Source organism: Clostridium sp. CTA-1, assembly GCF_054768215.1.
Genome location: NZ_BAAAAP010000014.1, coordinates 1 through 16,625, shown reverse-complemented (window position 1 = coordinate 16,625; position 16,625 = coordinate 1). Strand labels below are relative to the sequence as shown.

Sequence of the window (16,625 nt, the reverse complement as noted above, 5' to 3'; positions counted from 1 at the left end):
TTACTATAAGTATTAGTCTTTTAGAACTAATACTTATAGATTATAAATTTTTTTCTTATCCTAAATAATAACTATAATCTTATTAAAAATATGAAATACCTAAATATATAACATATTAAGAATATTAATTTTTACTTTCAGTTATAGCTAAGGCTGCAGCTCCTAAAACCCCTGCTTTTCCTCCAAGCTTAGCTTTCTCTATTTTACAGTTGTCTGTAATGGCTTTCCAACATCTCTTTTTAACTTCTCTATTTATTGTATCAAAAACAATTTCCCCACCATTTATAACTCCTCCACCTATAACAACCATTTCTGGATCAAAGGTATTTATTATATTTGCTACAGTTATACCTAGATATGATAAACAAAATTCTAGTACTTCCTTTGAAACTTCATCTCCTTTTTTAGCTTCTTGAAAAACTTCTTTAGCAGTTAAATCATCATATTCTTTTAAGGATGTTTGCTTATTGTCTTCACAAGCCTCTTTTGCTTTTTTCATTATAGCAGTACCAGATCCTAAACTTTCTGCACAACCGCTATTACCGCAACCGCATTTAGGTCCATCTTTCATAACGGTTGTATGACCTATTTCTAAAGCATTTCCTGTATTTCCTCTATATATTCTACCATTTATTATAGCTCCTGCTCCAATGCCTGTACTTGCTGTTATATATATCATATTCTCTGTGCCTTTTCCTTCGCCAAACATGAATTCTGCTAAGGTAGCTACATTAGCATCATTATCTAGATATGTTGGAATATTATATTTATTCTTTATAGGCTCAACTAAACTAAAATTTTTAAAGGGTAGGTTTGAAGATGAAATTATAACCCCTTTTTTAGCATCTAAAGGTCCTGGAGATCCTATCCCTATAGCTTTTATTTCTTCTAAATTTACCTCTTCTATAACATTATCAATAGTATCAATTATTTTATATAATACATCAACTTCTCCCTTACTTGCTTCTGTTTTAACTTTTTTTTCTTTTATTATATTTCCATCTAAATCCACAAGCGCTGTATATATTTTTGTTCCTCCTAAATCAACACCTACTATATATTTTTTACTCATTTTATCACCTCAATAGTTAATAATATAAATTTAAAACTTTATATTAATCCTTATAAAATCTATCATCTAATAAATTTTTATTTATTACTAGTACTAATTTTATTGATTTTTATTATATCAATGGAAGTAAAAGTTTACAATGCTAGAATTTTTCAAATTCATTAATTTTATTAACTTATTATGCTAAATTCTACAAAATACTCATTATTTTTAATGCATATTTGCGCAAACGTTTGTACAAGTATGCATTATAGATTAAACTATTTATTCTTCATATTCCTTTTAAAAATATTAATCTATTTAAAAGATTCTCTCTCTACAAAAGTTGTTTCTATAATATAGTGATCTCTAATATCTTCCACTTCTTCTATCTTGTCTATTAACAACTTTGTGGCATAATACCCAAGCTTCACTCCATTTATATCCACAGAAGCTAACTCAGGTTTTTGAAATTTATCTAAGGGTATATTATTAAAGCCAACTATAGAAAGGTCATTTAAATCTTTTTCTTTTAATGCCTTCATAGCACCTATTCCTAGCAAATCATCCATTGCCACTACTGCTGTTGGCTTTATTTTTTCTAATATTTTCTTCATTTGCATATATCCTTCTTCTTCTTTAAAATCTTCTCCATAACTAACTAAATTTTTACTAAAATTAATTCCATTCATCTCTAGTGCTACTTTATATCCTTTTTCTCTATCCTTACATACGTTTAATTCCTTTTTAGCTCCTATCAATGCTATATTTGTATGGCCTTTATCTATTAATTTATTAACTATATTATACATAGCCTTAAAATTATCATTATCAACCCAAAGAACTCCTTCGGTATATTTTAATCGTCCCATAATAACAAAAGGAAAATTTATGTCTTTTAAGTATTTTATATTTTCATCATTTTCTTTTGGTCTTAAAAGAAGCATACCTTCTATTAGTCCACTACTTGTTAAATCCTTTATATGTTTTTTCTCACTTTCTTTATTATTACTAAAAGCATAGGTTATATAATATTCTCTTTTTTCAGCATAGGAGCTTATGCCTTTCATAGCTTGTATAAAGAAAGGATTAGATAGCAAATTTTCTGCTTCCTCTGGGAGTACAACCCCTAATATTCTAGTTTTGTTATTAACTAATCCTCTAGCTATTGCATTAGGTTTATATTTAAGTTTTTCTATAACTTTATATACCTTTTCCTTTGTTTCATCACTTATTCTAGGACTATTTGATAATACTCTTGAGACTGTAGAGGGTGAAACCTTTGCTTCTTTAGCCACATCTTTTATGGTAACCTTCATTTTTATTAATCTCCTTTTAATATATCTTGTATATAATCACACAGAATCCTTTTTTTCTTATTTTCATCTATGAATAATGTTTTATTTAGTCTTTATTGAATTTATTATATATAAATATATTTAACTAAAAGTAATCATTTATAGCTTACCAACTAATTATAAATTTCTCAAGGAGTAAATAGTTTATTTATTTAAAAATTAATTTAAATAATAAAGGAGCTGTCTCAAAATAGCTTTAATTTTAAGTTCGTAAATATAAATAATTCATTCATAAAGCAATTCATTTTGCTAAGTAGTTCTAAATTTGACTCCATTAAAAATTTTTTACTCAGTAGAGGCGTCATCCATGCCTTCACTACTGACTCCTCACGTCCTGTGAGGAATTACAAAAATTTTTAATTCCGTCAAATTTAGAACTATTAAAGCTTTTATTACATGTATTTTTTATATTTACTATATTAAAATTAAAGCTCATCTTATTTTGGAACAGCCCTCTTTTATTATTTAAAATTGTATATAATTATCTATATCTTTAACTTTATATTGCCCAATTTTTAGCTCTTTCCATTTCATTATACATATTGTAATATCTCTTTTTATTATTTATAAGTTCCCTATGACTCCCCTTTTCTTCTATATGCCCTTCATTTAAAACTATAATTTGGTCTGCATCTTTTATAGTATTTAATCTATGAGCTATAACTATAACAGTTTTATTTAAAGTAAGTTTCTTTATGGCCTTTCTAATTTCTAACTCATTATCAGCATCAAGGGAAGCTGTAGCTTCGTCAAGTAATACTATAGGTGCATCTTTGAGTATTGCTCTAGCTATAGATATTCTTTGCTTTTCTCCTCCTGATAAGGTTGATCCGCCTTCTCCTATTATAGTATCATATTTATCTTCTAATTTTTCTATAAATTCATGACAATTTGCAATTTTAGTTGCCTTTATAACATCCTCTTTAGTAGCCTTTTCATTTCCTAATTTTATATTATTATATATGGTATCATTTAAAAGATATACATCTTGAAATACCATGCTTATGTGTTTTAATAATGAATCTGGCTTTATATATTTTATATCTTGCCTACCAATTTTTATTGATCCATTATTTATATCCCAAAATCTAGCTATAAGACTTGTAACTGTAGTTTTGCCTGAACCAGAAGGTCCAACTAAAGCCGTCATAGTTCCTTCCTTTGCTTTAAAGCTTAAATTATCTATAGTATTTTCTCCTTCTTCATATTCAAAACTTACATTTTCAAACTCAATATCATAATTTTTAAAGTCTACTTCTTCATAATTGTAACTCATTTCTGGTTTATTATAAGTATCTATTAATTTTTGTGAGGCAAGTTTTAAATACCTAAACTGTCCATATTGAGCACCAAAAGCTCTTAGTATATTTGTAAGGGCTATATTTATTATAATAAATGTTAAAAAAGCTTTCTTGTCAATATTCCCATATCCAAATTTAGTTGTAGCTATAAGTAATAATATAGGGAAACTTATATCAACTATTATCTGAAATATAAGTACAAAAGGTACAATAGATATTTCTGTTCTTATACTTTCCCTCTTTAAATCTCTAAAGGATTTTTCTAATCTTTCAAATTTCTTACCTGCTAAATTATGAGCTTTAAACACCTGTATACCACTTAGGTATTCAACCATTCTTGATATTACTTCATTCATAATTACCTTCTTTTGTCTCCCTATTCTAGCAACTTTTTTTCCTCCTGTTAAAATAATAGGCATAGCTACAAATACAAATGCAAGTTGAATTATAGCTAATTTAACATCAATAAAAAATGTTATTATGAGTAAATAAATACTAAGAACTATAGTTTTTATCAAATCACTAGTATTATGAGTTATAATTTTTTCAAAATCTTGCAAATCATTTGTCATTATATTGGACAAATTTCCTATACTATTTTTATTGAAAAACCCTAAATTTATATTTTTAATATGATCTCCTAAGGATATACGCATACTTTCAATGCCTCTTGCACCTTTAGCTTGTATTCCTGTGTATCCTATTGCATTAACTATAGTTCTAAATATAAACGCTATTACCATGAATATAGTATAATTTTTAATTTTAGAAAAACTTAATTGGGAATTAATTAAATCTAACAACACAAAATATAATATTGAATAAAAAAACATATTAAATAAACTATCTATAGTTAATAAAATTATAGGCTTTCTAAGCTTTTTACTATGCTCACCTAATAATACCTTTATATCCCCTATCATACTACATACCTCCTGCTACTTCTGCTGTTTCTGTTAGTTCATAATCATACATATCCCAAAGATGTCTATATAATCCCTTTTTATTCATAAGATAATTGTGAGTTCCTTGTTCTATAATTTTTCCTTCCTCTAAAACTACAATTTTATCTGCATTTTTTATTGTATATAATCTATGGGCTATGATTATAGCAGTTTTCCCTTTCAGAAGATTCCTAAGGGCTTTTTGTATTTTGCTTTCATTTTCTATATCTGAATAAGAAGTAACTTCGTCTAAAATTACAATAGGGCTGTCCTTTAATATAGCTCTTGCAATAGAAATTCTTTGTTTTTCTCCTCCACTAAGCTTAATTCCATTTTCTCCAAGAGAGGTTTCGTACCCATCAGGTAAACTCATTATAAAATTATGAATTTGTGCCTTTTTACTAGCCTCAATAACTTCATCCATACTTCTATTAGAACCCATTTTAATATTTTCTAATATAGTATCTTGAAGCATGAATACATCTTGAAATACAAAGGATACCCTGTTCATAAGTTCTTCCATTTTTATATCTTTTATATTTATATCATCAATAGTAATATTACCTTTTTCAACGTCCCAAAACCTTCCTATCAATTGACCCAATGTAGTTTTTCCTGAGCCTGAAGGCCCTACAAGAGCAACTGTACTCTTAGGTTCTATAGTTAAAGATAAATCTTTTATAACTTCCTCTTTGTCATATTTAAAAGTAACATTATTAAACTCTATTTTCCCATTAATATCTTTCTTTAAGCTTTTCAATCCTTCTACTTGAGGCTCTTTTGCAAGAATATTTCTTACTTTTCCTGCTCCTTCTAATAACATTGAAAAAGTTGATCCAAATTCTAATAATTGTTTAAAAGAATTAAGGAAATTTGCACTTAAAATTAAAAATAATATATAAGTAGGTGCATTTATACTTCCCTTTAAAAACATAACTCCTCCAATAGGAATCATAAATAAAAGTCCTGAATCTATAAGTACTAAGAATACTGCATAAAGAGGAGCAGTTTTCATACTTAAATCAATCCAATAATCTGCATATTCTTTTGTTATGTCTTTATAACTTTTAAATGATTTTGCTGTTAGATTAAAAGCTTTCATAACATTCATTCCGTTTATATATTGAATAATAGTAGAATTAAGCCTTTGAACTAAATCATGATAATGGGCCATCATTTTTTCCATACCTTTAAACATACCTATTTGACTTACAAATCCTAAAATAATAGGAATAAATAAAGCTAAGGCCAATTTCCAGTTCAAATATAAAAGATAAATTATAATTATAATAGGTGTTACCACAGCTGCAGATAAATCTGGAATTTGATGAGCTATGAAGTTTTCTAATTTTTCAATATCCTCATTTATTGTTTTTTTCACATTCCCTATAGTGTTACCTGTAAAAAATCCCATATTAAGTTTAGACATATGGTTTATTGTCTTCATTCTAAGCTCATAAAGTATGCTATAGGCCGCTATATGAGAAAATACCCCTGATAATAAAAATATAACCATTCTTAAAACTACAATAGTACCTACAGTTATAGCCATGGATTTAATTTTCCCATAGTTTACAGTGTCATTAAAAAGCTCCAAAACTATATTATACATAAGAATATACGGTACTATAGCCATAAGTGAACTTATTATACTAAACAAAGCTGATATATATAATTTAATTTTTTCTTTGCCTGATACCTCTAAAAGAAAACTTAAATTTGATTTTTCTTTCATAATTTCTCTCCTTTCTCTTCTCAATATTTAGTACAATTATGAAATAACTTCATCTTTATTATAATTGAAAATCATTTTCAACTTCTACTCCAAARAAAACAAAAAATGCTCCAAAAATAAAAATCTGACTATAAGATTTTTATTAAATTTAGAGCATTTTTAAGAACTAAAAACTAAGTTTATACTGATCTATTTAATTTTCTATATTTTAATGGATTAATATTATTATAACTTTTGAAAGCATTTGAAAACTTGCTTGGATTTTCATAACCTATTTCATTTGCAATTTCTAAGATTGACATATCCGTATTTTTTAATAAATATTTTGCCTTTTCAATTCTTGATTTTTTTATATATTCATAAACTGTATTTCCAGTACTATTTTTAAAAGCTTTTTGTAATTTATATAAACTTATATTTAAATCACTAGCTAGTTCTTTAAGTGATGGGGGATCTTGTAAATTCTTATTTATTATATCCTTAGCCTTAATTATACACTCTCTCTTCTCATCTTCTGAATTTTCCATTAATTTCACATTAGAATTATTTTCAAAAAAAATAGCCAAAAATTCTATTGTCTTTAGCTTAAGCTTCATATAGCCCATCATACTATCAATTGAAATGTCATCTATTTCCTCTGCTATTTTTTTTATATCATAACTAGCTTTTTCAAGTACTAATATATCTTTTTTAAATATATTATTCATTTGAGTTTCCCAGTCCATTATAACTTTGTCTTCCCATATTGGATTTACAGCATTTTTAAAAGTATTAAAATGTAAGTTAATAGATACAGTTTTGCAATTATTATATTTAAATTTAAAATATTCTACATCATTTAGTGTTTTATATATAAAAATATCTCCTTGTTTAAGTATATATTCTTTATTGTTAGGCAAAGATATTATTTTTGAATAGCCACTATAGCAATATCCTAATTCAAAAACATTATCATTACATCTTCTATTATCAAAATCCATAATTGTTTTATCAACGATAACCTTTGAAATTTCTAATCCCTTTTCTATTTTCATTCTTGAAAAATTTCCTGTACCAAACTGTTTTCCAATAACATATTTTTTGCCTAATAATTCTTCTGAAATTTTACAATTAAACTCTTTTTCGATATATTCATAATAAGTATCTACAATATCTTTTTCACTACTCAAAATTATCCCCCTTAACATAAATAATTATATATACAATTTAAATGATTTTCATTTTCATTCCACTTAAATTATATGGGATTTTATTCTAAAAAGCAATATAAATCCTAACACCGCACTATTGTAATAAGTACAAAATCTAAATTAATATACTAATTTTAATAACTTTATTTAAATATTTAGAGCCTAGAAATTTGAAAAATAAATTAGCAAATTCCTAGGCTTTTAGGGATAGTTTTTATTAATTGTTTTACTAATAAAAATATATTTATTTTTATATTATCTATTGTAGTTTCTAATTATTTCATTAAGAATATTTAAATGATTGTAATAATCATTTACCACAGCATTTACTTCCTTCATCAAACTAGGGTCTAAATCCTTATTTTCTTCCTTAAATTTTTCCCCTTGCTTTATACCCATTTCCATAGCTTTTATAGCATGATCACAAACTTGCAAATCATTATTTACAGGTGTTAATTTTATCTTTTCAAAAAATTCTGCTATAGTTCCTAGAAATCCTAAAGTGTCTGGGGCATCTCCTCCCATTTGTTCTATTCTATTGGTAATAGCTTCTTCATGTCTTTTAAAAGATTCTATAATATTTTTTAACTCATTTTTCAAATCAACATTCTGAGCTTTTTCAAGATAGTCTTTAAAAGTACTTCCTCCCATGTGCACTCCTTTTAAAAATTTATCCATTTGTTTTGTATCTTCTTTTAATGCTATTTTCATAGTAAAATCACCTCAATTTATTTTTTTCCCATAGCAAATTTATTATACTTACATAAAAAACTCCCGGGATTTTACCGAGAGTTTAAATTATTGATATTACATATAAAAAACTTTTTCATTAATTTATAACTTTTAAACCATAAAGATATTTGTATTAAATGAAGAATCTATTTACAATTTTTATTATTTATTTTTTCCTTTAATTTTTTTATTTCCTCATCCTTAGAAGCTATTATTTCCTCATATTTTCCTTCTCTTTCACACCAATTTTTGTTAAGCAAATTTATAAAGGAGGCCATTTCATCTGCACTTCCTGAAATACGATTAAATAAAAGAAGATTTAATGCCAAAACCTCAGGAATTTCTTTATGGCAATATCTTAATTGGTGATCAATTTCTCCATAACCTTCTTCAAATATAGTTCTTACTTGAATTTCTGCTATGACCCTTTGGTTGGTAGGAAAAAATTCTATAAGATAATGTACAGATCTATAACCAGATTTTCTAGATTGAATTTGAATATTCAGTTCTTCAAATCTTTTTGTATCGTCTCCATCCCTTACATTTGCAGTTATTTCTATAACTTTCCAAGTATTTAAAATAAACTGGTGTATATCTTCCCAATCCTGTTTGAATATATGTATAACTCTAATACCTATTAAATCATTTATTTCTTCCTTATAGTTTTCAACAGTAAACTGAAAATCTTCCCCATATCTTTCTTTTCTATTAGAGGTTTTTCGAATAATTTTTTCTATTAACCTTTCAGGATTTTTAACTCTAGATTTAACAGAATGTATTTTATTGTGAGTCCTCAATATATTGGATATAAAATCACATTGGCTTTCATAAGTATCTTTGTATTTATTAAAATCTAAATATATATCTCTTAGATTATTCCACTCTATTTTATTTTCAATAATGTCATCTTCTATAGAAGGATATTTTTTTAAAAATTCTTCCTTTATAAGTTTATTCTCCATATTTTCCTCCAACCTTACCTTATAATATATTTTTATTATTCATATACTTAAACACTTTTTTCTTGGTTTATTTTTCTACCTATATCCTTAACGTTCTTATGCTTTATATATGCAATACTAATATAAATTAATATTTCTATAAATTTTATTAAAGGATTTACTAAAAGTCTATATTATCTATTTCAATTATTAAGTAAATAAATCTAATATCTCTTCTTTTGATAATGTATTTATTAAATTCCCACTCTTCAAATCACTATTCATAACATTATTTATAAGTTCCTTCTTATCATCTTGTAACATTATAATTTTTTCTTCAATGGTTCCCTTACATACTAACTTTATTACCTGTACTAAATTTTTCTGCCCTATTCTATGTGCTCTATCAGTGGCTTGATCTTCTACTGCTGGATTCCACCAAGGATCAAAGTGTATAACTAAGTTTGCTGATGTTAAATTTAATCCTGTACCTCCTGCCTTCAATGATATTAAAAAAACCTTAACATTGGAATTTTTATTAAATTCATTAACTAGCTTAATTCTTTCACTAGCATTAGTTGATCCATCTAAATAGAAGTATTCTATACCTTCTTTTTCTAATAGCTTTGAAATATTTTTTAATACTGAAGTAAATTGTGAAAACAATAAAATTTTCTTTCCTTCATCTACTCCTTCCTGAACTAATTCCATGGCTATCCTAAGTTTAGAACTTCCCCCTTTATATTCATCAATTATAAGAGAAGGGTCTAAGCATAGCTGTCTTAGTCTTGTAAGATACGAAAATATTGTGATTTTATCTTCTTTGTTGTTTTTTAATTTTTCCTTTATACTTTTCATATATGCCTTATATATTCGCTCTTGATTAGTAGTCATTTCCACTAAAAATTTCTTTTCTATCTTATGTGGCAAATCCTTTAATACATTCTTTTTTTCTCTCCTTAAAATAAATGGACGAATTAAAGTTTTTAGTTTATCAATATTTGTTTCCACTTCATCTATAAATTTCTCTTGGAACCTTTCTTCACTATATAAATATCCTGGCATAATAAAATCAAATATAGACCAAAGCTCCATTAGATTATTTTCAATTGGAGTTCCTGTTAATGCAAATCTCACTTTAGAATTAATTCTCTTAACACTATCAGTATTTTGAGCCAGTGGATTTTTAATATTCTGTCCCTCATCTATTATACAATAATCAAATATTATATCTTTATATAACTGAAAATCATTTTTTAAGGTTCCATAAGTAGTTAGTAAAACATCATATTTCTCCCTATCATCTAAAACTTTCATTCTCTCTTCCTTGCTTCCATGGATAACTCCAATCTTTAAAGTTTTAGCAAATTTTTGAAATTCATCTTGCCAATTATATATTAAAGAAGTTGGTGTAACTATGAGGCTTTTAGCTCCCTTTTCTGATAACAGAAAGCTTATAGTCTGTATGGTTTTACCAAGTCCCATTTCATCTGCTAAAATCCCACCAAATTTCATATTACTTAAAATTTTCATCCATCTATATCCTGCTATTTGGTATTCTCTAAGAGTAGCATTAAGATTTTTAGGGACTTCATAATAGCCGTCATTTATCTTTGTAGTTCTGTTTGAAATATTTTGGAGCAAATCTTTTTCTTTAATAAAAGACGATCCTCTGCTTTCAATATAATAGGCCCTATTTTTATGAATTTTAAAAGAATCTCCATTTATATCTCCATTAAAACTTAAGTCTTCTAATAAACTAAAAAAACTTTTAACTTCATTATCCTCTAAATCAATAAAATTATTATCCTTTGTTTTATAAAAATTTTTATTATTCTTAAAAGCCTTAAATATATTTTTAAACTCTTTTTTAGAAACATTTCCAATATTATAAGACAAATTTAACCATTCCTCAGAAGTTTCAGTAATATTAACTTCTATAGAAGTTAAACCATATAAATTTAAACTTTTCAAACTGTCTGATAAAATTACTTCTCCTATATTTCTAAATCTTTTTAATCCCTTGCTTAAAAAATTATATAAATCATTTTCATCTCCAATAAATAAAAATCTATTTTCTCCTTTTATAAATCTAAATTTTCCCAATTCCTTAATTATTTTTTCTTCTTTTTCTAGATCTCTAATAATAACTTTACCACCTAAATCTTCTTTCCTAAAATTCTCACATTTTATATTATTAATATATAGCTCTTTTCCTATGGATGGTGGTAAATTTATCTTTATAAAATTTGATAAATTTTTATTTTGTGCATCCTTAATAAGTTCAAAATATTCTTCTCCATAATATAATTTAACTTTACAAAAAATTTCTTCTGATTCCTTATAAAAATAGAATTTTGGTACTATGAGAGCTGACACAAAATTTTTAACCCCTTCATCAAAAGTTATTACCTGGGAAATTTTGTTTAATATTACTATTAATTCTTGAAAAGTTTTAGCATCTTTACTAAATGATATCTTCCCTTGCTTTTTCAGATGTTTATAGAAAGGTTTGTATAATTTCCTTTGAGTTCTAGAAGGAATATATAGATTGTTACCATAAAAACATACTTCTCCCTTTAAAGTAAGTGGAATCGGAAACTGTTTCTTAGTAGTTAAAATAAAACTATCTTCCCTTTCTTTCAGAGTGAAAGAAAGAGGTAAATCTTTATGTATAATCTTAGTATTATAATCTATATACTCATACTTAAATTTAATTGTTCTATGTTGAATAGTCTCTAGAAATCTTTCTAATACACTTGTTAATATTATTAGCTTTCTACCATCAATTATTTTAAAGGGTAAATTTATCTTGTTTTTAAATATTTCTTTATTTATTGATATGTATTCTTCTATAAACTCAATAATTTTTTCATCTTCAGGAGAAAAATAATGAATTTTAGGATCATATACCAATCCATTATTAATAAAAACCTTAGTTCCTTGGATTCTTCCTTGAACAAAATCCTCCAAAGAATTTATTAAATACATATTACTTTTACCAATTTTAAACTGAGCTTCATAATAATCTAAATCATCATTATTTATGTGATTTAATTTTACACTAACATTTAGTTTTTCTCTTAAATTATTATATTTCGTTATTTCATTTAATATAGTATTTCCTACTATAAATTTAGATTTATCTTCTTCTTTATTAGTTTTATCCTTAATACTTTTAACTGCCAAATCATAAAACTTATACATAGTGGCTATAATATGTGGGCATAAAAATTCTTCCTTATAAACAGAGTTATGAATAAAATCATCACAGCTACATTTAGTTTTTTCTAATATACCCTTCGACATATTTATCCTTATATGAGTATAATAATCATTGCTTTTATTTTCATTTTTAACTTTTCCATATATATTATAAGAATTATCTATTTTCTTGCTTTTTATATCAAATACTAATCCACCTTTATAAAGCTTCTTTCCTTCTATTCTTACCAACTTTGAACACTTAATGAGGACTATTTCTATCAATTTTCTTAAGTTCAATGACTATCACCTCCTACATTATTATATACCAAATTTCCTATGAGTTTCTATAGCTTCTTTTTTTAATAATGATCTAAAATACCAAAATCCTGCTATGGCTGCTGAAATGTGACTTAGTAAAACCGCAATCCAAATTCCATTTAACTCCAATACAGTTAAAGATAATAACTTTGAAAGTGGTATACGAATAATTATATAGTAAAAAATCATTAAATACATAGCTACTCTTGGTTTTCCAAAGCCATTAACTGTTCCAAGTACGCAGTTAGTAATAGTATTACAAATATATCCAATCGATATAATTGAAAAATAAACTTTAACCAATTTTCCAACACTTTCACCAGCTCCAAATATAGATGCTAAATTTTTTGAAAAAACTACTACTATAACTGTTAATATTATTAAAAAGCCACTGCCTAATAACATGCCACTATGAAGATACTCTTTTGCTTTTTTAGTATTTTTAGCACCGAAACATTGACCAGTACAAGTGGTAATTGTCATATTAAGAGCCATAGCTGGATAAAATAAAATTGTTTCCAATTTTCCTGAAATACCAAAAGCAGCTATAGGTAATATACCAAATCCGCTGACTAAAGAAGTTATAAAACTTGTACTAATTGCAGGAATGCTTTGTTGAATAATAGATGGAACTGCATTTTTTACTATTTCCTTTAAAATATTTTTATCAAATAATTTAAAATCAATTATAATTATTTTTTTCTTAATAATATATATAACCATAATCCCCATCATAATTCCTTGTGAAAATAAGGTTGCAAATGCAGCTCCTCTTATTCCCAATTTATTTATAAAAATAGGATCTAACACTAAATTGAGTAAAGTACAAAGAATAATAGAAATCATCTGCATAATTGTATTACCAAAACTACGCAATATAGCAGTAAAATATAAATACATAAATACAAAAACATATCCTAACATATATATAACAAAATAATCCTTTGCCATAGAATATATACTATATGGCGTATTTAAAAGATTTAAAATAATATTGGTACCAAATTCACAAATAATAGTTACTATTATGCTAAAAATTATTGCACCTACAAAGGACGTAGAAATCACTTTATTTATACTATTCTTTTCCTTAGCTCCAATATTTTTGGACAATAAAATTGCTATTCCATTAGTAGCTCCCATTGCAACAGAAGTAAACAAAAGGATAGGTGGCATGGATATGGTAAGAGCCGCCATGGCCTTTTCTCCTAGTAAATTTCCAATCCAAACACTATCAACTATGTTATATGCCATGTTAAATATAAAAGCTATAAGCAATGGAATTGTAATTCCAATTAATTTTTTTGTTGTATTACCTGTAGTAAAATCCTTCTCTAATTTTTTGTTCATTTAAATCCTCTTCTTTCTATAATTATTATCTTACAATGAATCAAAGTCATTGAATTTAATTCATTCATATAGTATTTTTTTACCCTAACAAAATATTGCATTACAGCAATACTTTATTAGGGACATTTTATTAAATTTCTATGTAATATAATAAATAATCTAATATTATATTTTTATCAGTCTATATCTAATATTAAATTTATAAATTTGCGAATTTTTTTAATTCTTTCATTCATGGTGATATTTTCGCAACCTAAAACACCGATTTGTCCGTACATTATAAAATTAGTGATAATCTCCACATCATCACTACTAATTTGAATTTCTCCTTTTTCAGCCAGTTTCGTTAACTCTTTACTTACAGAAGGAATTAAATTCTTTGCAATTTTTATCATAAGTTGTTCATGTAACATCTCATTACCAACCTTATGATAAAAATCATGATATTTACTATTATTTTCTTGACTCTGCATAAGTTCAGTCATAGCATCCATACGTTCTATTAATTTTTTTTTATCATCACAAATTACTGTTAAAAATTTTTCTGAACATTCCTTGGCATACTGCTCCATGGCAATATCAAAAAGTTCTTGTTTAGATTTAAAGTAACGGTAACATAAACCCTGAACTACATTTATCTCCTTTGCTATATCTGCCATAGAAGTTGCTTCGTAGCCTTTCATATAAAACAACTTCATTGCTGCCTCTAATATTTCTTGCTTACGAACTTCAGGATCTTTTGAAATTCTTACCATGTTATGTAGCCTCCTTTCTAGTCTAAATATATTATATAGTACCAATGAACAAAAGTCAATGAATATTATTCATTGACTTTTGTTTATCTAAAATTTTATCTTACTAAACTTTCCCTCATTAACTATTCCTATGCTCTTATTATAGTATTGTACTAATTTACCTTTATACTTTATTTCTTTTCCTAAAAGTGCATCTCTTACTACGCCTTCAGTTTTATTATTTGTATATATTTTACTATTCTTTGATATATATATATCCCCTTTGTCTATAGGTTTATTTAATTTGACTTGTTTCCAAGAACTTTCATTTTCCTTTATACCTCCATAAAAAACCTTATCAACTTTTTCATCTATTACATTTCCCACATACACATTATCTTCTCCATCTACCCCTAAGACACATAAATTATCCGTTCCTGGTATGCTTAATGAATTTTCTCTTTCACTAATTCTCACATTTCCATAACGTAGATCCTCATATATAAAATTATCATCCCTATTTAATGAATCTATTTTCCCTATTTTAGAATATGATTTGTATTTTTCTATTTGTGACATTATATTAAGTATATAAATATCACTTCTATTATTATTTATTTCCACCTTTACATATTCCGCTCCATTAAGGGTTGATATTGCATGATCTTTAACTTCATATTCTGAACTTTTAAGTGGAATTTTTACTTCCTTATAATGATTATCTGCTACAATAGCTCTCTGATCCTTATCTCTATCATAATAACATACCTTTAAATAATTAGAATCATTACTAAACTTTTCTCATATGTACATTCTATGTCTATCTTTTAGCCATGTATAATAACAAATCTTACCTTTAGTTGGTATCTCCACTTTTTTCTTCTACCTTTTCTATTTTACACTGCCCTTTAGTGGCTAAATAATATTTATCCACATAAAAAAGCCCTGCAAGTTCAAAAGTTAAAGGTAATCAGCTATAGCTAACTCATCTTCTATTATAAGGATCTTTTTTATCATAGATAACCCTCTCTCCCTATCTATAACTTAAAATAAAGAGACCTTATGTTTTAGTCTCTTTATAATTTATCTCTATTTTAACAATAATTTATTGTCTTTTAAAAAGTTATCTATTAATTTCTCCGCCATTCTCTTTTCCATATTAGCTTTACTAATTAAAGTAAATATTAATAAAATTAACTCTTTTAATTGTACATCTTCTCCATCTAATTTTTCAGATTTCTCCTTTATTATGTCCCTTAACTTTTTAAACTCTTCATGAAAGCTTTTTAACTGAATTTCCTTTATATTTAAAAAAGTTCCATATAAGTCTTCCACTGAAGGAAATCTATTATCTTCCTTATGTATACTTTCCATAATTGGTATAAGTATTGTTTCAATATCTAAAAGAGATAAGCTTTGTTTTAGATTATAAATTATTTCTAATAAAATTATCTGCTCTTTATTATATTTTTTGCCCTTTACAGCTGGGAAAAATTTTCCTTTAGCATAATTATTGACCATAGTTTTGGTCATAATTTTATCATTTTCATCTCTTTTTAATGACTTTAGCTTCATATCAAACAGTGTTGTTACTTGATCCATATATAAATCTATATCTGGAATATCTGAAAGTCTAATATCATTAAATTCTGTAATATTTGAAAGAATGATTTCCAAATTTTCTTCATTATATTCCATAAAATCACCTCATTACAATTATATAGTATTAACTACTACAAATCTATATATTCTACTCTAATATAT

Annotated in this window: 12 protein-coding genes; all 12 read right to left on the bottom strand. The window is 25.9% G+C overall.

Going from position 1 to position 16,625, the window contains the following annotated elements; all coding sequences use genetic code 11:
- Positions 1-124 precede the first annotated feature (124 nt).
- Positions 125-1,072, bottom strand: a complete 948-nt coding sequence (locus ACYUEW_RS12335; RefSeq protein ID WP_257413261.1) for an ROK family protein — start codon at positions 1,070-1,072, stop codon at positions 125-127.
- A gap of 296 nt (positions 1,073-1,368) precedes the next feature.
- Positions 1,369-2,391 carry a LacI family DNA-binding transcriptional regulator gene (locus ACYUEW_RS12330; protein ID WP_374760614.1) on the bottom strand — a complete coding sequence of 341 codons (1,023 nt, stop codon included), beginning with the start codon at positions 2,389-2,391 and terminating at the stop codon, positions 1,369-1,371.
- A gap of 517 nt (positions 2,392-2,908) precedes the next feature.
- The gene (locus ACYUEW_RS12325) at positions 2,909-4,633 is read right to left on the bottom strand and encodes an ABC transporter ATP-binding protein (protein WP_460276869.1); all 1,725 of its coding nucleotides are present in this window, start codon (positions 4,631-4,633) and stop codon (positions 2,909-2,911) included.
- Between the two features lies 1 nt (position 4,634).
- The gene (locus ACYUEW_RS12320; RefSeq protein WP_003486282.1) at positions 4,635-6,389 is read right to left on the bottom strand and encodes an ABC transporter ATP-binding protein; all 1,755 of its coding nucleotides are present in this window, start codon (positions 6,387-6,389) and stop codon (positions 4,635-4,637) included.
- A gap of 179 nt (positions 6,390-6,568) precedes the next feature.
- Positions 6,569-7,576: a helix-turn-helix domain-containing protein gene (locus ACYUEW_RS12315; protein WP_003486284.1), complete on the bottom strand. Its 1,008-nt coding sequence runs from the start codon at positions 7,574-7,576 to the stop codon at positions 6,569-6,571.
- 258 nt (positions 7,577-7,834) lie between these two features.
- On the bottom strand, positions 7,835-8,290 hold the full coding sequence (locus ACYUEW_RS12310; protein WP_003486286.1) for a DUF2383 domain-containing protein: 456 nt from the start codon (positions 8,288-8,290) through the stop codon (positions 7,835-7,837).
- A gap of 167 nt (positions 8,291-8,457) precedes the next feature.
- Positions 8,458-9,273 (bottom strand): RelA/SpoT domain-containing protein, encoded by an 816-nt coding sequence (locus ACYUEW_RS12305; RefSeq protein WP_003486288.1) that lies wholly within the window; start codon positions 9,271-9,273, stop codon positions 8,458-8,460.
- 189 nt (positions 9,274-9,462) lie between these two features.
- Positions 9,463-12,756: a DEAD/DEAH box helicase gene (locus tag ACYUEW_RS12300; protein WP_460276868.1), complete on the bottom strand. Its 3,294-nt coding sequence runs from the start codon at positions 12,754-12,756 to the stop codon at positions 9,463-9,465.
- 21 nt (positions 12,757-12,777) lie between these two features.
- Entirely contained in the window at positions 12,778-14,127 is a 1,350-nt protein-coding gene (locus tag ACYUEW_RS12295) for an MATE family efflux transporter (protein WP_460276867.1), read from the bottom strand.
- Between the two features lie 176 nt (positions 14,128-14,303).
- Positions 14,304-14,882, bottom strand: a complete 579-nt coding sequence (locus tag ACYUEW_RS12290) for a TetR/AcrR family transcriptional regulator (protein ID WP_460276866.1) — start codon at positions 14,880-14,882, stop codon at positions 14,304-14,306.
- An 87-nt stretch (positions 14,883-14,969) separates the two neighbouring features.
- Positions 14,970-15,485 (bottom strand): hypothetical protein, encoded by a 516-nt coding sequence (locus ACYUEW_RS12285; protein WP_460276865.1) that lies wholly within the window; start codon positions 15,483-15,485, stop codon positions 14,970-14,972.
- Positions 15,486-15,950: 465 nt separating this feature from the next.
- Complete coding sequence (locus tag ACYUEW_RS12280) at positions 15,951-16,559, bottom strand: DUF1836 domain-containing protein (RefSeq protein WP_460276864.1); 609 nt, start codon at positions 16,557-16,559, stop codon at positions 15,951-15,953.
- Between the last annotated feature and the right edge of the window lie 66 nt (positions 16,560-16,625).